Genomic DNA, 19,126 nt, shown 5'->3' with positions numbered 1-19,126 from the left:
AGGGTTCGCCTGTCAGGCGGCTTGGTCTTTCTTTGTCGCCTTGAACTTTCCCTTGGAAAGAACCTGGATCTGGTACTGCCGGGATTCGGGAATCGTTTCCCCCCACATGGTCACGGCGCTTGGACGGATGCCCAAAGCGAGTGCCAGCTTCGTCTTGCTGCCGAAGAATTCGGCGACTTCATGCGTATTCATTGCGCATCCTCGTTCGAGACTGTCGCAATTTAAGCATGCTTAATTTATGACATCAACGGTGTTTTACACCTACTGCATGCTTAAATTCAGTTAACTTAATATTGAGTCCATGGAAAGACACGAACGCATCGCCCGCGCCATACAGGTCAGCGGTAAAAAGAAAGGGGAAATTGCATCGCTTTGCGGCGTTGCTAATTCGGCCGTCACTCAATGGATTACCGGTGAGAGCAAAAGCCTCAGGCCGGAGAACCTTTACGCCCTGGCGAAAGCGACCGGCTTCCGAGCTGAGTGGCTGGCCATTGGCGAGGGTGATGAGCGGGAGGCTTCTGAATCGAACATTTCCCCAGCTGCCCAGCCAACAAAATCATTCCGGTACCCGGTTGTGAGCTGGGTTGCCGCCGGCGCCTGGGCGGAAGCAGTGGAGCCCTACCCGGCTGGAATCTCGGACACCTACGAGTTTTCGGAGTACGACTCCAAGGGCCCGGCGTTCTGGCTGACAGTCAAAGGTGACTCGATGACAGCGCCCGCTGGCCAGAGCATCACCGAAGGCACGCTGATCCTTGTGGACACAGAGGCTGAGGCTGCACCAGGTAAGCTGGTCGTGGCCAAGCTACCGGACAGCAATGAAGCCACATTCAAGAAGCTGGTGAGCGACGGCGGCCGGCTGTTCCTGAAGCCGCTGAATCCAAGCTACCCCATCGAGGCCGTCGACGAGAACTGCCGGATCGTGGGCGTGGTTGTGCAGGCGCTGCAGAAGTTTTACTGATGCCATCCGCCCTTGGAAAGCCATCAACCTCTTGGCGAGAGCAAAGCTTCTGGAGCAAGGTGTGGACCTGTGCCCTGCTGGCGCTCATGGTGGTTTTCACAACCGAAGCTGGCGTTTGGCCGGACGGCAGCTCATCCAACCGCAAGCGGGTTTTCAGTCCTGGCTTCGTTGTACTCTGCACCATCGTGGCTGCGGTTGAGCTGGTAGCGCTGAATCACTTCTATGGTGTGCATGGATGAGGTGCAGGCGGGAAGGAATGTGCGATCGACGCCTAGGTAGGCTTCGTGCGCTCCGCCGGGTGACATAGTGGTTTCAACTGAACCAAAAAAAGGAAGCGCGCTCATTTGAGGCTCGTGAATTATAGGAGCAGGGAATGGCGCAAGCCGGCAAGATTCCGTACACAGATGCCATGGCGGCAATTTCCGTCCCAAAATCCTGGGCTGGAGCCAAGACCATTATCTGGAAGTCCCAGGGCGGGAAAGGGTTTCCAGCGTCCCACAAGTGTCGCATCCCTATATCGATTAAAGATGTCGTCCAAGAGGGCTACTTCCTAGATATTTTCCATAAGTACAGTGACTTCCACGGAGTGCCGGATAAGGTATCAATGACCTTTGTTGCTGGTGGCGCCAGGCTGCTGGCCCTTGACGAAAATGGTCCAAGCGAACACGTCAACACTATCGGAAAGGGCATGCCGCATTATGGGAAAAATGCGGACCATCCTCATGTGCACGTGCCAGTCCCTGAAGGATCTTCAGGATACGCAGAGCCCATTGATCGGACCGACATTCAGGCGTTATGGCGTATCTTCCTAGAGCGTGCCAATATTTCAGGGGCGCCACCTTTTACGTTGCCGCCGCGACAGCCGCAATCAGAAAGCGGGCAAATGGACTTACTATGAACTGTGCAGACATCAGCAGGCAGCTGGGCTTTCGTTGCCGTCATATCAACGATGGACTGGCCTACATTCAATCCCCTCTCAAGCTTTCCTTCGACGGCATGGCTATAGGCGCGTTCGTTCAGGATATTGGGCGCGGACTAGTTCGCATAAGTGATAATTCCGACATTTTGTTCACTGCTATGACTCATGGGATAGCCCCAGACCAAAGGCGCTCCAAGAAATTCGGAGATATCGCCAAGCTGAGTGGAATGTCCTTATCTGATAATGGCGAGCTTCACACTGTCTGCCCTGAGGGCGAGGCAGGTTTTCAGATAGCTAGATTCATTGAGGCCGCCTCCAGAATCGGTGACGCCTGCAGCGATTTGCTCGTAATTCAAACGCCCAAATTCCAGCGGAAGGTCGGATCCATCTTGTCGCGCATTTATAAAGACCGCTTACGACGAGATTTTATTTTGGCAGGGGCTAGCGGACATCAGCTTTCCTTTCCTTTTGTGCTAAACCCAGGAACCGCAAATCAGATGGTCATCCAAACTATCTCCGCCGGATCTGCTGGAAAACCAAACTGGGCAAGTATCTATGGAGCCGTCGGCAAGATGGGCGATCTGAAAAATTCTGGCGACAATACCAAGCGCACCGTTATCCTGGAGCGTGGCGAAGATGAGTCCACTCAGCAAGCCATGGTTGCTTTAGCCGAAACCGCATCGATTGTGGTCTTCGAGGGAAATAGCGAGAAGCTCTACGCAGCGCTACAGGCCGCCTGATCAAGTTTTAGATGCAGAAGCCCGGCCCAGCGCCGGGCTTCTTGTTTCTGGCAAGCGCCCTGCTCTTCTATGGTGGCGCCCTCTGATCGCAATGGAAGCAACGAAGAATGGACTCATGGAAGACACTGGCGATCGCCGTATTGGCATCGGTCAGCACGCAGGCCGTATCAGGTGATGGCGCCAACCCTATCGCTGCCGCGATATTTCTCACAATTTCCGCGCCAACCATTTTAATTGGGGCGACCACATCCCTCACGACCGAGCCGCCGAAGGTTTTCAAGTCAGCCAAGACGGACGCCCTGGCGTTCATTGGTTCTGATGGAGAGATTCGCGGCGCCCAGTTTGAGCAAGCCTCCAGGTACTACCGCTCGACCAGCGCACCGCCGCTGATGTCAGATACGCAACTGGCCCGGTCGATCGCGACATCCTACTGAGAGATTGGCTGGGAATTTCCATATCTACTTGGATTGACAACTCCGACGAAGTCTACGACGAGCTCAGCGGTGCGCAAAGATGGCCTCTAGGACGCGTGACAATTTTTTCATTTCACCTACGCTCACAACTGCAGGCATTGCTCATTAACTGAGGAAAGGAAAATGAAGGTATTGACCCGGCTTTTCTGTGCATCTATTGGTGCGTCCTTAGTATTAACTGTTCCGGCGCGCGCGGATTATGTTCTCTATTTAGCAGGTATGCCGCTTACCTGCGCTAACTACGCCGGAACCCCCGTGGATTTTAGCTTCGACACATCTCTCGCTGACGTCGGTATGGCATTTACCGGAGCGACGCCGCCAAGAGTTGTGTTTAATCCTATAGTCATGAATAGTTATTCACCGCTGATGCAACTTTTTTGGTGGGGCCATGAATGCGCGCATCACAACGTCGGGGGGAACGAGAGTGCAGCAGATTGTTTCGCTATCAAAAGCATGAAAAATCGCGGCATGAGTCCCGTAGGTCTTAATGAGCTACAGGCTCAGGTGTTAGCACTTGCTGGAGACGGGAGCGGACATTTACCAGGGCCTCTCAGGGCTACGCATTTCGCCGCATGCTACTACTCGTTGTGACAAACAAAGCCACGAATTCAACCCATGAGTGTCATCCCACCTGACGCAAGCCTTTGACATCAATTTCAAGCCCGCCAAACGCGGGCCTTTTCATGCCTAACGGAATGCATTTAGCATGAAATATGCATTTGTGCATGAAACTTCCTACCACCCTCTTGCCAAGATATGTCAGCACCAATACTGTTGATGCATACAGTGTTCGCAAGGAGCGAAGCATGAATCAGACACCCTACTCCGTATCAAAACCACGAAATTCCTACGAGCTTGTTGGCCGCCGCCTGCAACGCATAATTGCCTCCCCCAGAGTGCAGAGAATTCAATTGGTTGAGGTTTCCAGGCGCGAGGATGAAAGCCCTGAAGCCTGGCACCAGGTCATCCAAGACATTGGCGATACCGCCGGGATAAGGGTCGAGCATCTGGAAGACGGAGCCGTCAGGATCAGTTGGCGCGAGTACTGCGACGCATAAAGGAGCCCGCCAAAGAGCGGGTTTTTTAACGACTTAAATTTCAGCATTCTGAATTATTTATTTCAGCATGCTTGACACTTTAATTTCAGCTTGCTTAAATTCAACTCAAGCCAGCAACGCACACCGCCGGCGAGCAGCGAGAGCTGCGCCGCTCTTTAACAGTCAGCGCAATACAGAAATACCAACAGACCGCATTGCCTCTACCGGCGACCGGCGATCAGACGGGTCAGATAGCCCGCCCACGACAGGAACACCCTGTACGGCTGATCGAGAGCGAAACGCTCGAACCGTGCGAATGACCCGGAAAGCAATGCGCCCCGCGAATCCCAGCGGTAGAAGGGAGGCTCAACTGAACAGAATTAGCGGTCCCGATAGCCTCGGCTGGGAACGCCGGACCTCATGCACCCTGCCCCACTCAGCCAGGGCATTCAGAGCTGTAGCGTGCATGTTGTAAGGACCTGTGATCCATGGCGAACAGATGCTGTTTGACGCTGTGAGTAGGAAGCTCGAAGCCCACACCGAAGACGACCGGCCTGCCCTGTAATCAGCAGCGGGCAACGGGCCACACCGCTGACGCAACAACCCCGGCCTGACGCCAGTAGCGAGGTCGGGGGTTTCACCGATAGTCCTTGGCAGCAGGGACTAACGGGAAACCAACCGAGGGTCACCACGATGGAAGCAACAATCATCAACGGTTCATGGAAGGGTCACCTCGGACGTGGCCTTGCGCCGCGAGAGCTTCAGTTTCTGCTTTGGATTGCCCAGGGATTTACTTCGAAAGAGATCGCCCGGGAAGCAGGCATCGAAGCCGGCACCGTCAAGAAACGCCTGACCAATGCAATGTACAAACTGGGCGTGACGAAGCGCACTGCTTTGGTGGCCGAGGCCATGAAGCGCCAGATCATCACGCCGGTGTGCTTTGTGCTGGCGGCGCTGATCGCCATGCACTCGATGATCAGTGACGACTCGCTGCGTCGTGATCGCCGGGCGCCGGAAAGGCGGATAGCTCAGGTGCGGATGGTGCGCCGGGCTGAGTGCGCTGAATTGACTGTATGAACTGATGCTACCGGTTTTGCCGAGAGCTTAATAGCTGCTGGCATGTATCAGCCATCTCCGGGAGGGATACAGCCACATCAGACAGAACGCGGTACATCTCATGCTCGTCCGGAAACGGGTACACATCGAGGTTGAGAGCGATCTGAATCTTGCGTAGATCTGTGCCTTCAACAAGCCAGCGCTCGACGGTTCGAGTCATCGCTGAGCCGTTGTCATTAGTCTGCCAGGCAAGAAAGTCGAAGAGCCGGGCCACCTGCATGAAAGGGATCGAATCGGGAATATCGGCAAAAAGCCGATCAGCCAAATTTTCCTCCCCAAACTCAACCACTACTGCATGGACAGCCCCGAACGCCTCAGTGTATTCGGGCTCGCTGCTCTCTGCTGCGATCACGTTTAACGCCCTTTCAACAACCTGATGCATAGCAAGTCCCTGCTCCGAAGAGGAGTGTCGATGCTACCAGCCTTCAGCGCTACGGGCTAAAAAACCAGAGCCAAGGCAGCTGGGAAAGCCCTGCCCCCCCCCCCCTTCCCCACCTCTATTACGTCAGCACTCCACCCGCGCCCATCGGCAACCAGCGGGAGGCATGAGAGTTGACGAATACAGGTGAACAACCCGCCACTTTGGAGGCGACCATGTCAGCACTACGCAAGGCTCAGTTTGAGCACGACGAACAACTGCCGCCTCCGGTGAGCGAAATGTCACAGCAATTAGCCCGCACGGAATGGCTGTACAACGCAGCCGAAGAGCTGGCCAGAGGTGGCAGCATGATGTTCAAGCGCCACTTGCACCCCCCGCAAGGCGTCACGGCCTACCAGTTCGCACTGGCTGTCGATGAGTACGCCATCAACCTACTTGCCGACTGCGGCGTCGACGCTCCAGCCCTGGGCTACTTACTGATCGCAGGGGTGGCAGGTTCAAGGGTGAAATCGGAAGCACTGGAGCTACTCGGACGGAGCGACCACCCACTTGGGAAGCTCGGCGAGATTGCCGAACGACTACTTCAGCCTCTGGCTGATGACGCTCTGATCGCCCAAGCCGAGGACAGCGAACTGTGAGCCCGTACGTTGAGATCGATAAAGCGCTGTTTGCTCTTGAAGATCCAGACAAGCCCTTAATCGACGAAACCCTCACTGAAGGCTTGATCGTCCGCCACTTCACTTCGGGCGCCATCAACGCAGAAGAATTCCACTGGTATAGCGCCCGCCTGCTGGATGTCAGCCGGCGGCGTAAGGAGATTCAATGAGTACCGCACCAGTTAAATCCCTGATCGATGAGCAGCTCGAGGACATCAGCGCTCACAACCTGCGCGAGGCCTACAGCCTTGCCGAACGGCGCGGCTTCTTCGGGGCACCGGTTGAGCAATACGCAGAACCTGGCTACGGCGGTCGAGTGCTCCAGGTCCTGCGATACCGGGTTCAGCAACAAGATCAACAACAGTGCTGATCAGCCTTTGCCCTTGTTATTGTTTTTCGCACTGCCCTGCCGCGCTTTGAATTTCGGATTGGATTTGCAGATCACGTAGATCCGGCCACGGCGCATAACGATCTGACAGTCGCGGTGACGATTTTTCGCTTCTTTGAGTGAGGACAGCACTTTCATAGGTGAGGCTCCTTGCGTCGAATTGATATGTTATTACGTATCTTAAATGCGAATAAGAACGTTTACCACCTTTTATTTCCCCCACCCCTTTCATCGCTGCGAGCATCGCGGCAAGGAATCCCCATGTCCGCAGTAATGAAGCAGGACGACAACACGCCTGCGATGTCGGAGGCCGCACTCGTCGAAGTGCTGAGCAGCAGCCTCTACCCCGGCGCAGAAAAGAACTCTGTAGTGATGGTGTTGGCTTACTGCCAGGCCGCGCACCTGGACCCAATGTTGAAGCCGGTGCACATCGTTCCGATCTGGAACTCGAAGACCAAAAAAATGCAGGACACGGTGATGCCCGGCATCGGCCTTTACCGCATCCAGGCGGCGCGCACCGGTCAATACGCTGGAATCAGCGAGCCTGAATATGGCCCTCCAGTAACCGCAAAGCTGAGCGGCGTTGAAGTCACCTACCCCGAATGGTGTCGCGTGACAGTCAAGCGGCAGATGAGCAACGGCCTGGTTGCCGAATACACGGCCAATGAGCGCTGGCTTGAGAACTACGCGACATCGAGCAAGGACACCGCCGCACCCAACGCAATGTGGAAGCGTCGAGCATTTGCCCAGCTCGCCAAGTGCGCCGAGGCCCAAGCCCTGCGCAAAGCATTCCCTGAAGTCGGATCTGCGCCAACGGCCGACGAGATGGAAGGCAAAACATTCGAGGAAGCGGCCAAAGATGTTTCACCGGCGCGCCAGGCCCCACCAGAACCGGACGCCAAGCCTGCCTATCCCGACGAACTGCTGGCTGAAAACATCGAAAAGTGGCAGCCGCTGATCGACGCCGGTCGCACTAGTCCGGATCACATCATTTCCAATGTCATCAGCAAGTACTCATTGCGCGATGACCAGATCGAAACCATCACCAACCTCAAAGCCCTCGATGGAGACGCAGCATGAAAATTCACAACGTAGCTCAAGGCTCTGCCGAGTGGCTTGCCCTCCGCGCCCAGTTCCGCACCGCCTCAGAAGCCCCAGCAATGATGGGCGCCTCGAAGTACCAAACCCGGACCGACTTGCTCGCAGCCAAAAAGACCGGCATCACGCCCGATGTCACGCCTTCTCAGCAGTTCATCTTCGACAAAGGCCACGCGACCGAAGCCATGGCTCGCCCGCTGGCCGAAGCACTGATCGGCGAAGAGCTTTATCCGATTGTTGCTACCGAGGGCAACCTGCTGGCCTCCATGGACGGCGCCACAATGCTCGGCGAGACGCTGTTCGAGCACAAGCTGTGGAATGAGTCGGTGGTGGCCCAGGTGAAAGCTGGCGACCTGGCTCCGCACTACTACTGGCAGCTTGAGCAGCAACTCCTGGTCAGCGGCGCTGAGCGGGTCATCTTCGTTTGCTCGGATGGCACGCCGGAGAACTTCGTGCATATGGAGTACCGGCCTGTCGCCGGGCGCGCGGCCCAGTTGATCGAAGGCTGGAAACAGTTCGAGGCAGACCTGGCCAACTTCGAGATGGCCGACACTCCTTCGATCGTCGTCGGCAAGGCACCTGATGAGCTGCCAGCCCTACGAATCGAGCTGACAGGCATGGTCACCGCCAGCAATCTGAGAGTGTTTGAAGACTCGGCGCTGGCCGTCATCGACTCGGTGAAAACCACTCTTTCCACGGACCAAGACTTCGCCGATGCGAAGAAGGCGGTCAAGTGGTGCAGTGATGTCGAAGACGCCGTGTCGGTCGCCAAGAAACAAGCCCTGTCGCAGACCCAAAGCATCGACGAGTTGTTTTCGTCGCTGGATCGCATCAGCGCCCATGCTCGCGAGACTCGCCTGAAGGTCGACAAGCTGGTGAAGGCTCAAGAGCTGTTGGTGAAGACCACTATCAAGCAAAAGGCCGAGCTCGCCCTGGCGGATCACATCGCCGCAATCAACAAGACCCTTGGCAAAGTCATACTGCCTCATGTCGTTTCGGACTTCGCCGGCGCCATGAAGAACAAGCGCACCATCGCCAGCCTCCAGGACGCAGTAGATACCGAGCTGGCCCGGGCGAAGATTGACGCAAGTCAGGCAGCGGACAGCATTCGTTTGAACCTGACCAGTCTGGCAGAGCTCGCCGTTGATCATGCCTTCCTGTTCAGCGACGTGCAGCAGCTGGTCACCAAAGCCAACGATGACCTAGTGACGCTGATCAAATTCCGAATCTCCGAACACCAGAAGGCGGAGCAGGCAAAGGCCGACGCGAAGCGCATCGCCGAAGAGCAGGAAGCCCAACGGCTGGGGGCCATCAAGCCAGAGCCGGTCGTAGAGAAAGTGGCAACACAAGATTCTGTCCGCGCTGCACCGGTCCAGACAGCGGCACCTACCGGCCACACCACAAAGTCAGTGACGAGCCACGCCGTCGAGCAGGTAGTGCTGCAGGCCAACGTGACGGACTTCGAGGCACTGATCAAAGCGGTGGCATACGGTCAGGCGCCAACCACTGTCCTTTTGGTCAACTGGGAAGCGCTCGACGCGATGGTCGCAGCGCAGGGTGCAAACTTCAGCATGGCCGGGGTGACACTCGGCAAGGCGGCAGCATGATCAGCAACCACCTCAGCCTGGTCGAGGCGCTGCGCCCGGCCTCGGATGAACTGGCGGCCCAGGTCGCCCAGTTCCTGGCCAGCGGCGGCCAGATCGAAGAAGCGGCGCCAATCGGCTACAAGCCCAAACCCATCACCTACAGCAACAAGATGCCGCCGGCGCCGAAGCCTTTTGTTCGCCGCCGGGTTGAGTCGGCGCCGCTACCGATGGGGCCGCTCGACATTCGCAGCCAGAAACGCCTGAAGATGGTTGAGCGCATTCGCGAGCTTGCCCCAACTCACGCGAAGGTGGATGTAGCGGCAGAGCTCGGCATCGACCGGCGCACGGTTTCCACCATCGGCCAAGAGTTCGGGATTACGTTCAAAGCTCCAGCCCATGGCGGCGCTCGAAACCTGGTGCCAAGGCGAGCGGATGAAGCCAGCGATGCGAAATACGCTGAGCGAATCCGGGCATTCCTGGAGCTGGGCCTGACCCGGCGCCAGTGCCTTGGGAGTCTGGCCATGGGGTCAAAAGCCTTTGAGCGGATCATCGCCGCCCACGGCATCGACTACCCAAAAGCGAAGCCGGGGCGAACTAAATGCGCCGCATAGCCCGCACCCAGCAACGTAAACCTCAAACCTGGCTCGCACTGCAGGCCAGCCGAATACAAGCCGTCTGGTGAAACCGCAAATGGCCCTTAGGATAAAGCTGAGCTTTCAAGTCGTGGTTTTCATTTGTATCGACACTGATAGAAGGCAAACTAAATTTATAAAAAACCTAAGAAGCAATTCGCTATAAGAAGCCCTTATAGCCGAATATATGAACAACTAAAACTACAATCTCAATTTGATATCTCAAAAACTTGTGAACTCTAAATCCTTTAGCTAAGTTAAGTTCTGTTGGCAATCGCCAACAAAAACTCAGGATGAGGATACTGCAATGAGCGACTGCACTTGCAAAGAACATAAAAACTCAGATTCTAACGAACACGTACCCGATTACTCCACAGTCGGGTTCAGCGCAAAAACCGCCCCAAGTCCAAAACTAGATGGTGTGACAGCCCTAAGAATGTCCGTGTGTGTTGGGGCTAGCTACAATCAGGCAACCAATCAAATCTGTTTTACCATTCCCGTGTATGGCGATTACTGTTTAACATCGCCAATTACAATCCCAGTCAGTGGACAGCTAAAAGTTTGTGCTGAGACATGCGGATCTTTTATACCAACAGGTCTTAAGGCTACTGTTTACTTGAACGGAGCTGTTCTTTTCACAGCAAATCTGTTTGGCTTCTGCTAAACATCCAAGTCTAACCGATAGAATCCAAAGAGATACTAAAGCCAGTATCTCTTTGGGCTATTTTTGACTTTTATGCCAAGCAGCAAAAACACACGAACTAGAGGATTTTTTTATTCCTTGTAAGTTACGCCCCCCAGCATTATAGATAAGTATTTGCGTATTAAAACGACAGGCACGTAACCTCCAAGAGGTAAGTCATGGCAGCAGTATCGCAGAAAGAACGCTCGGCCAAGTCTGCCAGGAAGCGCGTGGCGAATACCGAAGAGGAATTGAGGCTCAGGGTTCGCCCAGGCACCCGGCAGGCCCTGGCCGATCTGATGGAGTGGTCAGGCATTACTGAGCAGGGCGAAGCGATGACGCTGATGATTCATCACCTGCATGCGCTGGGTTCCGCAAAGTGCCAGCCACTGCTGAATCCGCCGCGCCACGAAATCGAGATATCGCAAAACGTGGCGCGGGAATTCCGCAATAAAAGCCTGCTCGCCATCCAGAAAGACCCGGGCGACGAGATCATCGAGCCAAGTTGATCGAATTCACTCCATGTCAAAGTTTATCGGGCCAGTTTCGATCACCCACTTGTCACCAAGATAGCGGGGCTTTAGCGGTTTGCTCCCCGGCATATCCTGGTGGATATGAAGCCAGTACCCAGCCTGATCAGACTTGGCGACGATCTCAACCACAAACTGACTTGCATTTTCGACCGACCATTTCATGGCTACAGCCATCTTTGCGTTGTTGCTTGGAGTTCTAGGAATCATAGCCAATACCTTTCATAAGGTTTGAATCGATAGCCTACTCCAAGTTTTGAAATTTGAACCTACCACTTGTCGCATCCGGTAACCGGAGGGCGGCGCCTGACTGGAGATAATCCATGGACGAGCAATTCTACCTTCAAGACAGCCGCAGCCACGCCTACGTCGGCGACGGGTTGTCGTTCTGGGGCTTTGGCGGCTCCGGATATGTCACCGACTTGGACAAGGCCCAGGTGTTCACCAAAGAAGGTGCTTGCGATCACCGCGACACTGACATCCCGTGGCCCAAGGCCTACGTCGATGCCAGGGCGCGAGTCGGTGTCGATTGCCAGAATGTCACCTTGAGCGAGGCGCTGGAGCAGCACCACGACGCAGCGGTTTTTTACATCCAGAAGCCGCAGTGCTGGAACGGAAACAACCTGATTTGGCTTTGTGAGGACGGAGTATTCACAAGCGACCTGTCGAAGGCTGTCGTGGTGCCGAGGGCTCGCACCGTCAACTGGATCGGTAAACTCGGCCAATCAGGTGCGGTGGTCTGGCCCAAGCCCTACATTGATGCCCGCGCCCGACGCCTTGTTGAGCGCGACGACGTAAATATCAAACACGCCCTGCGCGGCACTGGTATCAAGCTGGTCAAGCCGAAGCGGCCCAAAATGATGATGTTCAATTGCGATGGATGCGGCCGGTTCATCAGCGACGCACAGCGCTACCGGGAAGACTGCCGGAACTGCGGAACAAGCAACACGCCTTGAGGAGCATCAACGTGAACGCTTAGTCCCGCCCTGCTGCGCGAATTGTTCAAACTCGGCGAGCATGACAACCGCCGTGAACTGCAGCTCCCCGTACTGAACGGATATATCGTCAGTCTGGAACGGCCAGTTCTTCTCGTAGAAGTCTTCCGCAGCTACAGCCGCTTCATCTTTCGCGATTCGGAGCTCGCGAACGGCTGATTCATATCGGTCATCACTCACCAAAATCTCCTTGATCCGGTTCCATGCCGGTCACCCGAATACCCCATATCGCTGAATAGCGCCAGACGGCTAGGCTATCAGCGCTTATCGCGAGCTTCGGGATTCCTTGCATTGCAGAGAAATATGATCCCAGGAGCAATAAAGATACCCCAATAGCCATTTATGCTTGGGTAGAAAAGCGGCCCGAATGCCGCAGTGACAAGCAAAGCGACCCCTGCCCATAACCGCTTACGCGGCGTGAACCACTCGCGGAACGCTTCAAGCTTTTTACTGGCCATTACCACTGTCCCTGTTTGATAAGCAGCAAAGCATACCACCCACTTAAACGAATCAAACCCGTCACGCACTATCGCGCCAATGGCTCCGAATACTCGCTGATCTCCTTTCTATAAGTCGCCAGATCAACTATCTGCCGCAAGCAAATGACGATGTCCAGTTTCTGCTTGTCATCTGGAAGACCAATCCACTTGAGCATCGTCAGGGCGTCTTCCTCGATTGCTGCTAGTGCATCGATATCGCTTTGCTGTCTCATTTCGGCCTCCTGCCAGGTTGAGCTAAGCAAATATCAATAGCCCAAAAATCTAAATCACGCCAGCCGGAGAGGATCCCCTATGCCCGATATGACCTATGGCTCTGTGTGCAGCGGCATCGAATCCGCGACCCAGGCCTGGCACCCGCTGGGCATGCGCGCCGCGTGGTTCGCCGAGATTGAGCCTTTCCCCTCGGCGGTGCTGGCCCACCACTACCCCGACGTGCCGAACCACGGCGACATGACCAAGCTAGCCGCACTGGTGCTGTCCGGCAAGATCCCGGCGCCCGACGTGCTGGTCGGGGGCACCCCATGCCAGGCCTTCTCGGTTGCCGGTATGCGCGAAGGTCTCACCGACCCGCGCGGCGCCCTCACCATCAAATACGTGGAGCTTGCAGATGCAGTTGACTATGTTCGCGCCGGCCAGCGAAAGCCCGCCAGCGTCATCGTCTGGGAGAACGTCCCCGGCGTCCTCAGTGACAAAGGGAACGCCTTCGGATGCTTTCTTGGCGCGCTTGCTGGGGAAGACTGCGAGCTGCAGCCTCCAGGGAAAAAATGGCAGGACGCTGGTTGTGTGTATGGACCCAAAAGAACAATCGCGTGGCGGGTCCTGGACGCCCAATATTTCGGCCTGGCCCAACGACGCCGTCGTGTGTTCGTTGTCGCAAGTGCTCGAGACGGGTTCGATCCCACCGAGGTACTTTTTGAGCGAGAAGGCGTGCGCCGGGATACTGCGCCGAGCCGGGGCCAGGGGCAGGACGTTACCGGAACAGCTCCTTTCGGCCCTGCGCTCCAGTGCGGAGAAGGATGCGAGTATGTCTTCCCCGAGCAGTTAGGTGCCTATGGATGCCCGAGCTGCGAAGGCGACTTCGGGCCAGCGGTATCGATGTTCGGCGGTATCCCGGCCTTCGGCGCCGGTCGCATGTCAGGCTCTATCGAGAAGTCCGGCACCCTAACCCACCATGCGGGCCGCAACGACCTGGACAGCGAGACGTTCTTTGTCCAAGACAAGCCAGTTTCTGCCCTGACCGCCAACGGCGTCGGCACATGCGGTGCTGATGACAACCAGGCCCAGGCAGGGCACTTGATCGCAGGCACACTCAACGCCAACGGCAAGGCCGCTGGCAGCGCGACAAACCAGGACGCCGAGTCAGGCTTGCTGGTGGTGCACGGAACACAAGACCCCGGTGTCAGCGACAAGCTCGCCTTTGCCCTGGGCAGGAACGACGGCCAGGAAAATGCGGTGCTGGCTTTCTCCTGCAAGGATCACGGCGCTGACGCCGGAGAGATCGCCCCTACCCTGCGCGCTATGAATCATTTGGGAAGTCACGCCAACGCAGGGGGCCAGGTGGCCGTGTGTATCACCGGTGATGTCACGCACACGCTGAAAGCTGAAGGGTTCGATGGGAGTGAGGACGGAACAGGCCGTGGGCAGCCGATAGTCGCATGCCGCGACGTAGCCCAGACCTTGACCAGCAACTACGGAAAGCAAGTCGACAACACAGACTCATCCCTGGGCCCCAATGTTGTTTCCTCTATCAGCTCAGTTCGCCGGTTAACTCCCGTGGAGTGCGAACGCCTCCAGGGCATGGCCGACGATTACACGCTGATTCCCTGGCGCAACAAGCCTGCCAGCGAATGCCCGGACGGACCCCGCTACAAGGCGATCGGCAACAGCAAGGCCGTCACCGTAGTTCGCTGGATCGGCCGGCGCCTTCTGAGGCAGCTTCACTCATAACCACCTTTCATGTTGCGGATGATGGGGTGTGCATCACTTCGCCTGTAGACCCGCAGCTTCAATCCGCTGGAGCAAGTAATCACCGAGTATTTTTCAGCGGGTGGCTGTTTCTCAGCGATAACTTCTGAGCAGTCCCAGCCGTAGGTATTTAAAGCATGCCAAGCGAGATCAGCTTTGCTGAGATTCCGACTGCTGTGGGCATTGGAAAGGTCGTAACTGAACTTTGAATCTTCTGCCTTCGTAGCTTCAACTGCCGGGCTTACTGGGGCAGGTGCAGGTGCAGCCTTGGTCTCGGCAGCTACATAGCTCGGGCTACTAGCTGGATTCGGGTTGTTTTTACTATCGAGCACACCCTTTCCAACGAGTAGTGCCAATCCAGCAGCCAAAATAATCCCTACCGTCCTTCTCTCCATCACTGCGGATCTCGCCCTAAAGATTGTGATCATCTCAGCTCGCGCTGCTGCCAGCCCATAGCTTGAAAACTGAACTCACTCCACCGCCCGGGCATGGCCCGGCATGGAGCCAGAAAAGAAAAAGGCTACCGGTTTCGGTAGCCTCTGTTGTTGGGTTTGATGCGATTACTTGCAGCCAATCCGGGCGAGCAACTGCCCTTGCTTTGACTTCAGTGAGGCTTGAACAGGCTGTGACAAGTTGCTCCAGAAGGTAAGACCTGAACGCTCTTCGATTTGATTCACAGTCACCTGGTAGTCACAGAAGCTCGCGCCTTTCGGGGTCTCTTGGTTCATCACAAACGAGGCGTATACACCGTTTTCAGGTGAGGTGCCGATGAAGATGATTTTCCAGTACCCGCTGGGAATGGTGTGGACTTTGTTTGTGCCTGGCAGCGTCCCGACAAAATGCTCATAAAGCGGGCCGGTGGCGACATAAACCTGATCAACGCTTGGCTCTTTGCTGAGGTTGCGTTCTTGATCCTCAAGTCGTGCCCACGGTCCTTGGTTGAGTTCAGCCTTTTGCGGAGTGATGTTCGACAGGTAGTTGAGGGTTTGCCAGTCAGGAACGCCTGCCATTGAGGCCAGGTTCGCCTGGTGGCCACGGTCCACTTTGAGCGCGACGTTTGCGCCGTTGTAGTCCACCGGGTCGAGAGTTTCGCCGGCCGGAATATCCGGGTCTGTCTTCCAGGTACGCGGACGGCCGCTCGCCGATGTGTCCTTCGTGATCTTGTACGAAACCCAGTTCGCAAACTTGGTCGAGCCGTTGTTGTTCAGCGTGTACGCCTGTCGGCTCAACGTCAAAGGGCTACCGCCGGTAGGGCATCCGACCGAACAGTTATCGAACTGAAGTACTTGGGCCGCCTGAGCACGGGGTGCGCCTTCTACCTGGGCCCCAGACTCCCGAGTTCTATCGGTTGTAGTACAGGCCGCAACAAGCGGGATCAACAAAAACGCTAGGTGCTTCAACTTCATACTTCCTTGCATGGTGTATCTCCTTGGGGTGAATCAATGACATCGATAAATGGCAAATCAGCTACAGCGGTTCCTCCGCTGGCTGACATCAGTATTGAAACACATGAACGTTTCATTTTGGCGTTTGTGAATGCCCATGATCTGGTAACGAGGGAAACCTCAAGGTGAGCAACCTTTGCTCACACGAGCTGGCTATTGCTCCGGCGCTCGCCTGAACTCTTCTCGAGTAGGCATCGTCCAGTCAGAAGCTCTTCTTTCATGGATAGATTCATCGCGACTGTGCCCACCGTAGGTGAACGTCAAAAGGTAAAACGCGAACGCCGTTGAGGCTAACGCTGCCCTGCCCATGGGATTCGCATCCTTGGGTAATCCGCCCGGTCCAATGCCGACCCAGCCTCCTCGAAAGTAAGCAAATACTGCCTGGATGAACCATCCATGCACGAATAACGCCCCAAAGAAATTACGCCAATCCCCAGAAAAACGCACAAAAGCGTTCACAAACGAAGCAGCCACCATCAACGACAGCAACAAGTACCGATAGCGCCTAAAAAACTCCAAGACGTTGCTTTCCATAAGGCTCTGCCCTTTCTACCGATTGATATAGCTGTCCGCATCGCCCGACTACCAAGCACGGTTGAGCGGGGGCAAGCTGTTTCTAAGTCAAAAAACAATTGAACCCCTTCCCCTTCAAAGTAAGCCGCTATAGCGGCAAGGAGAGGTTCTACGGCGCGAACTCACCCAAGCTTTCGCGAGCGGTTGGGATGGCGTACTCAAGCAACTCTAAAGGGACATCCTGCTCGAACAGGGTTACCTCAAAACGCAGAGTTTCGTCATTCCTGAATATCTCAAACACCATATCGTTGCCGCGCCAGCACTCAATCCCCAAGCCGTCATGCCCCTTTGTAACGTGTGAAGCGGTAAAAAACTTGTATTCAACTCCGTGTACGACCACATCGCACCTCCCTATCTGAGGTGGCAACCATACCTCTCCCTTCTATTAGTTTGTTAGCCGCTATAGCTGCAAGGACGAAGTCATGACCACAGAAAACCAAAGCGCTGAGTTCGAACTGAACGGTCCACAACCTGCACGCCCTGATCTGCGCTGCTACAGCGTCGGCGATCAAGACTGGGTAGCGGCAACCAGCGAAGACGAAGCCCGGCGTGTGCTGGCAGAGATGAACGGCGATGACCCTGCCGACTACGCAGACTGGGACGTCGAGTTGACCAGCGAAACTATGCTCGACCGGCAGTGGACTGATGAGGATCCGCCGCACGCCGAATGCGGCTGTCTCCGCGACTGGCTGGCAGAAGCAACTGAGCCCACTTATCTGATGGGTACGGAGTGAATCCATGACCGCAATCAAAGAACGCCCCATCCTGTTCTCGGCGCCGATGGTGCGCGCCATTCTGGAAGGCCGGAAGACTGTCACGCGGCGGGTAATGAAGTCGCAGCCCGATGTCGATGCCACCATCACTGCCGAGTCGTACAACGTAGCTGTAACGAATCGTCAGGGATACCAAGAGGCCGGCCCAGAGATCTTTGGCGCCTGGTGGCGCGATGGCGAGGCTGGGTGCAAGTGTCCTTTCGGCCAGCCCGGCGACCGGCTTTGGGTGCGCGAGACCTTCATTGATCTGCGCGGCACCGGTGTTGAGCATCGCCCAGACCCGGACGGCCCGCTCCAGCGCTACGCCTACGCTGCTGACTGCCGCCCTGGGTCACACAGCGACGAGGCAAGGAAAGACTTCGGCCTGAAGTACAAACCCAGCATTCACATGCCACGTGCCGCCTGCCGCATCCTGCTGGAGATCACCGACGTGCGCGTCGAGCGGTTGCAGGACATCAGCGAAGAACAGGCCAAGGCCGAGGGTGTGCGGCTCTACACCGATCATGCTGAACTGGGTGACTGGTGGCACGTCGAGGGGATCGAGACCTACAGCGCTGATCCTAGAAAGTCTTTCGAACTGCTCTGGTCATCCGTCGGTGGTAACTGGAACGCCAACCCGTGGGTCTGGGTGGTCGAGTTCAAGCGGGTGACACCATTATCCCAGTAGCCCCCCTCTTATTCACAAACCAAACTCAAACCTTTGCCCTGCCCTAATGCTGCCGCTTGAACTCTTCTACAGGCATCTCTATCACGCGCATGCATGTTGTCGATGCTTGGATTGCCAGTTTTTTCCATATCGCGCATGGCGGGTCTGCCAGGGTGATTGAGCGCCTCTAGGCCTTCGATGTGCAGTTCGCGTGGAGTAGCTTTTGCCTCCGGGGGCGATGCTGGTTTGGGCAACTCATTAATGGCATCACCAAAGCGCTGAAGCAACGGCCCTTGCGGTAGTTCCTCAGCTGCCACCAATGTTGATGTGGCGACGGCCAACATTGCAACGATGTATCCCTTGAACACTGCAAACACCTCCTCATTGAGTAGCCAGACCAGATAGCCGAGCAATAAATAGCTGCCTGCTCAGATACTTAGGCTACCTCAGCGCGACCGATTATCAAATTTTCGGCGAAACACTTCAGCGCTGTCACTTGCTGAACTGTTATCGAAATGTAACCCCCAATAAATGCCTGCCGGTGAGCGGCGGGCGAGGTATGCACGCATGAAAAACTCGGCGGCTAAAGATGTTCTCGATGAAATGACCAAGGATGAGCTGGTTGCCTGGATCAGGAACCAGCACTTCTTCCGCCCCAAGCGAAGCGACGTTTTGTATCTGCGCTGGGAACGGCAATCCGCCGAAGTTCTCGACGAGATGCAAAAGGAAAACCGGGCGCTGGATGGTGTGGATTTCAAGGCGCGCGATCGGCTTGCGGCCCGATTCAATGAGTCGAAAGACCCAGAAGAGAAACTTCGGCTTCTAAAGCAAATCGAGCCTTACGACAAGGCCATGTCAGGCCACATCAAGCGCTCACAGGCCATCGACAGGAAAAGCAAAAGAATCGATGCCCTCTACGAACAGATCGACGTAGAGCGCCAGAAAGAGAGCGGACGTCGGTCCGCGTAACCCACCCCACCTTCTGCCGCCCAGCGCGGCTCATTGACTCACGCCGCCCGCGGCACGGAGTATCAA

32 protein-coding genes are annotated in these 19,126 nt (G+C 55.9%); 19 read left to right on the top strand and 13 right to left on the bottom strand.

Going from position 1 to position 19,126, the window contains the following annotated elements; translation table 11 throughout:
* Positions 1-12: 12 nt before the first annotated feature.
* A complete protein-coding gene (locus K0P33_RS11915; protein ID WP_017255748.1) occupies positions 13-192 on the bottom strand; it encodes a Cro/CI family transcriptional regulator in 180 nt (59 codons plus the stop codon).
* A 109-nt stretch (positions 193-301) separates the two neighbouring features.
* Between K0P33_RS11915 and K0P33_RS11910 the strand changes: the two genes are divergently transcribed.
* The gene (locus K0P33_RS11910) at positions 302-958 is read left to right on the top strand and encodes an XRE family transcriptional regulator (protein WP_242155355.1); all 657 of its coding nucleotides are present in this window, start codon (positions 302-304) and stop codon (positions 956-958) included.
* 131 nt (positions 959-1,089) lie between these two features.
* Here the strand turns inward: K0P33_RS11910 and K0P33_RS31415 are convergent, their stop codons facing one another.
* On the bottom strand, positions 1,090-1,302 hold the full coding sequence (locus K0P33_RS31415; RefSeq protein ID WP_347341853.1) for a hypothetical protein: 213 nt from the start codon (positions 1,300-1,302) through the stop codon (positions 1,090-1,092).
* A gap of 29 nt (positions 1,303-1,331) precedes the next feature.
* Between K0P33_RS31415 and K0P33_RS11900 the strand changes: the two genes are divergently transcribed.
* From K0P33_RS11900 to K0P33_RS11875, 6 genes are all read left to right on the top strand, one after another.
* Positions 1,332-1,856, top strand: a complete 525-nt coding sequence (locus K0P33_RS11900; protein ID WP_242155353.1) for a hypothetical protein — start codon at positions 1,332-1,334, stop codon at positions 1,854-1,856.
* Positions 1,853-2,617 carry a DUF1828 domain-containing protein gene (locus tag K0P33_RS11895; protein ID WP_181643616.1) on the top strand — a complete coding sequence of 255 codons (765 nt, stop codon included), beginning with the start codon at positions 1,853-1,855 and terminating at the stop codon, positions 2,615-2,617. The genes K0P33_RS11900 and K0P33_RS11895 overlap by 4 nt, the downstream gene beginning before the upstream one ends.
* Before the next feature lie 107 nt (positions 2,618-2,724).
* On the top strand, positions 2,725-3,051 hold the full coding sequence (locus K0P33_RS11890; RefSeq protein ID WP_242155348.1) for a DUF2388 domain-containing protein: 327 nt from the start codon (positions 2,725-2,727) through the stop codon (positions 3,049-3,051).
* A gap of 162 nt (positions 3,052-3,213) precedes the next feature.
* Positions 3,214-3,681, top strand: coding sequence for a hypothetical protein (locus K0P33_RS11885; RefSeq protein ID WP_154989912.1), 468 nt, complete (start codon positions 3,214-3,216; stop codon positions 3,679-3,681).
* Positions 3,682-3,896: 215 nt separating this feature from the next.
* Positions 3,897-4,148, top strand: a complete 252-nt coding sequence (locus K0P33_RS11880; RefSeq protein ID WP_242155347.1) for a DUF1654 domain-containing protein — start codon at positions 3,897-3,899, stop codon at positions 4,146-4,148.
* A gap of 672 nt (positions 4,149-4,820) precedes the next feature.
* The gene (locus K0P33_RS11875; protein ID WP_242155346.1) at positions 4,821-5,204 is read left to right on the top strand and encodes a helix-turn-helix transcriptional regulator; all 384 of its coding nucleotides are present in this window, start codon (positions 4,821-4,823) and stop codon (positions 5,202-5,204) included.
* 7 nt (positions 5,205-5,211) lie between these two features.
* Here K0P33_RS11875 and K0P33_RS11870 read toward each other — a convergent pair whose 3' ends face one another.
* Complete coding sequence (locus K0P33_RS11870) at positions 5,212-5,625, bottom strand: hypothetical protein (RefSeq protein ID WP_242155345.1); 414 nt, start codon at positions 5,623-5,625, stop codon at positions 5,212-5,214.
* Positions 5,626-5,837: 212 nt separating this feature from the next.
* Between K0P33_RS11870 and K0P33_RS11865 the strand changes: the two genes are divergently transcribed.
* The 3 genes from K0P33_RS11865 to K0P33_RS11855 are packed head-to-tail and all read left to right on the top strand — an operon-like array spanning position 5,838 to position 6,648.
* Positions 5,838-6,260, top strand: a complete 423-nt coding sequence (locus tag K0P33_RS11865; RefSeq protein ID WP_242155344.1) for a hypothetical protein — start codon at positions 5,838-5,840, stop codon at positions 6,258-6,260.
* Positions 6,257-6,448, top strand: coding sequence for a hypothetical protein (locus K0P33_RS11860; RefSeq protein WP_094953501.1), 192 nt, complete (start codon positions 6,257-6,259; stop codon positions 6,446-6,448). Before K0P33_RS11865 ends, K0P33_RS11860 begins: the two co-directional genes overlap by 4 nt.
* Positions 6,445-6,648 (top strand): hypothetical protein, encoded by a 204-nt coding sequence (locus K0P33_RS11855; protein ID WP_128592145.1) that lies wholly within the window; start codon positions 6,445-6,447, stop codon positions 6,646-6,648. Before K0P33_RS11860 ends, K0P33_RS11855 begins: the two co-directional genes overlap by 4 nt.
* Here K0P33_RS11855 and ykgO read toward each other — a convergent pair whose 3' ends face one another.
* Complete coding sequence (ykgO, locus tag K0P33_RS11850) at positions 6,649-6,804, bottom strand: type B 50S ribosomal protein L36 (protein WP_242155343.1); 156 nt, start codon at positions 6,802-6,804, stop codon at positions 6,649-6,651.
* A gap of 135 nt (positions 6,805-6,939) precedes the next feature.
* Here ykgO and bet point away from each other — a divergent pair, with 135 nt between their 5' ends.
* From bet to K0P33_RS11830, 4 genes are all read left to right on the top strand, one after another.
* Positions 6,940-7,746 (top strand): phage recombination protein Bet, encoded by an 807-nt coding sequence (gene bet / locus K0P33_RS11845; protein WP_242155342.1) that lies wholly within the window; start codon positions 6,940-6,942, stop codon positions 7,744-7,746.
* The gene (locus tag K0P33_RS11840) at positions 7,743-9,371 is read left to right on the top strand and encodes a YqaJ viral recombinase family protein (RefSeq protein WP_242155340.1); all 1,629 of its coding nucleotides are present in this window, start codon (positions 7,743-7,745) and stop codon (positions 9,369-9,371) included. The genes bet and K0P33_RS11840 overlap by 4 nt, the downstream gene beginning before the upstream one ends.
* Positions 9,368-9,961, top strand: a complete 594-nt coding sequence (locus K0P33_RS11835; RefSeq protein WP_242155338.1) for a hypothetical protein — start codon at positions 9,368-9,370, stop codon at positions 9,959-9,961. The genes K0P33_RS11840 and K0P33_RS11835 overlap by 4 nt, the downstream gene beginning before the upstream one ends.
* Before the next feature lie 882 nt (positions 9,962-10,843).
* Entirely contained in the window at positions 10,844-11,173 is a 330-nt protein-coding gene (locus K0P33_RS11830; protein WP_242155336.1) for a hypothetical protein, read from the top strand.
* Between the two features lie 6 nt (positions 11,174-11,179).
* On the opposite strand, the gene K0P33_RS11825 is transcribed toward K0P33_RS11830, so the two are convergent.
* Positions 11,180-11,359, bottom strand: a complete 180-nt coding sequence (locus K0P33_RS11825; RefSeq protein WP_242155335.1) for a hypothetical protein — start codon at positions 11,357-11,359, stop codon at positions 11,180-11,182.
* Positions 11,360-11,517: 158 nt separating this feature from the next.
* Between K0P33_RS11825 and K0P33_RS11820 the strand changes: the two genes are divergently transcribed.
* Positions 11,518-12,150, top strand: coding sequence for a hypothetical protein (locus tag K0P33_RS11820; RefSeq protein WP_242155334.1), 633 nt, complete (start codon positions 11,518-11,520; stop codon positions 12,148-12,150).
* Between the two features lie 6 nt (positions 12,151-12,156).
* Here the strand turns inward: K0P33_RS11820 and K0P33_RS11815 are convergent, their stop codons facing one another.
* The 3 genes from K0P33_RS11815 to K0P33_RS11805 form a co-directional block, all read right to left on the bottom strand.
* Complete coding sequence (locus tag K0P33_RS11815) at positions 12,157-12,369, bottom strand: hypothetical protein (protein WP_242155333.1); 213 nt, start codon at positions 12,367-12,369, stop codon at positions 12,157-12,159.
* A gap of 77 nt (positions 12,370-12,446) precedes the next feature.
* Complete coding sequence (locus K0P33_RS11810) at positions 12,447-12,647, bottom strand: hypothetical protein (protein ID WP_242155332.1); 201 nt, start codon at positions 12,645-12,647, stop codon at positions 12,447-12,449.
* Between the two features lie 68 nt (positions 12,648-12,715).
* Positions 12,716-12,901, bottom strand: a complete 186-nt coding sequence (locus tag K0P33_RS11805) for a hypothetical protein (RefSeq protein WP_242155331.1) — start codon at positions 12,899-12,901, stop codon at positions 12,716-12,718.
* 79 nt (positions 12,902-12,980) lie between these two features.
* Here K0P33_RS11805 and K0P33_RS11800 point away from each other — a divergent pair, with 79 nt between their 5' ends.
* On the top strand, positions 12,981-14,636 hold the full coding sequence (locus tag K0P33_RS11800; protein ID WP_242155330.1) for a DNA cytosine methyltransferase: 1,656 nt from the start codon (positions 12,981-12,983) through the stop codon (positions 14,634-14,636).
* On the opposite strand, the gene K0P33_RS11795 is transcribed toward K0P33_RS11800, so the two are convergent.
* The 4 genes from K0P33_RS11795 to K0P33_RS31410 form a co-directional block, all read right to left on the bottom strand.
* Positions 14,627-15,082, bottom strand: a complete 456-nt coding sequence (locus tag K0P33_RS11795; protein ID WP_242155329.1) for a hypothetical protein — start codon at positions 15,080-15,082, stop codon at positions 14,627-14,629. The genes K0P33_RS11800 and K0P33_RS11795 overlap by 10 nt on opposite strands.
* A gap of 132 nt (positions 15,083-15,214) precedes the next feature.
* A complete protein-coding gene (locus K0P33_RS11790; RefSeq protein WP_242155328.1) occupies positions 15,215-16,072 on the bottom strand; it encodes a DNA/RNA non-specific endonuclease in 858 nt (285 codons plus the stop codon).
* A 180-nt stretch (positions 16,073-16,252) separates the two neighbouring features.
* Positions 16,253-16,633 carry a hypothetical protein gene (locus K0P33_RS11785; protein WP_242155326.1) on the bottom strand — a complete coding sequence of 127 codons (381 nt, stop codon included), beginning with the start codon at positions 16,631-16,633 and terminating at the stop codon, positions 16,253-16,255.
* A gap of 148 nt (positions 16,634-16,781) precedes the next feature.
* Positions 16,782-17,012 (bottom strand): hypothetical protein, encoded by a 231-nt coding sequence (locus K0P33_RS31410; RefSeq protein ID WP_094953486.1) that lies wholly within the window; start codon positions 17,010-17,012, stop codon positions 16,782-16,784.
* A gap of 82 nt (positions 17,013-17,094) precedes the next feature.
* Between K0P33_RS31410 and K0P33_RS11780 the strand changes: the two genes are divergently transcribed.
* Together K0P33_RS11780 and K0P33_RS11775 are read left to right on the top strand one after the other, a co-directional pair.
* On the top strand, positions 17,095-17,406 hold the full coding sequence (locus K0P33_RS11780; protein WP_094953485.1) for a hypothetical protein: 312 nt from the start codon (positions 17,095-17,097) through the stop codon (positions 17,404-17,406).
* 4 nt (positions 17,407-17,410) lie between these two features.
* Positions 17,411-18,112, top strand: a complete 702-nt coding sequence (locus K0P33_RS11775) for a hypothetical protein (protein WP_242155324.1) — start codon at positions 17,411-17,413, stop codon at positions 18,110-18,112.
* An 8-nt stretch (positions 18,113-18,120) separates the two neighbouring features.
* Here K0P33_RS11775 and K0P33_RS11770 read toward each other — a convergent pair whose 3' ends face one another.
* Positions 18,121-18,504, bottom strand: coding sequence for a hypothetical protein (locus K0P33_RS11770; protein ID WP_242155323.1), 384 nt, complete (start codon positions 18,502-18,504; stop codon positions 18,121-18,123).
* A gap of 154 nt (positions 18,505-18,658) precedes the next feature.
* Here K0P33_RS11770 and K0P33_RS11765 point away from each other — a divergent pair, with 154 nt between their 5' ends.
* A complete protein-coding gene (locus K0P33_RS11765) occupies positions 18,659-19,060 on the top strand; it encodes a hypothetical protein (RefSeq protein WP_094952281.1) in 402 nt (133 codons plus the stop codon).
* The last annotated feature ends 66 nt before the right edge of the window (positions 19,061-19,126 follow it).

It is taken from the genome of Pseudomonas sp. ArH3a (genome assembly GCF_022648765.1).
Lineage (GTDB): Bacteria > Pseudomonadota > Gammaproteobacteria > Pseudomonadales > Pseudomonadaceae > Aquipseudomonas.
Note: the sequence above shows the minus strand (reverse complement) of the source record. Positions and strands in the feature narration are given on the sequence as shown.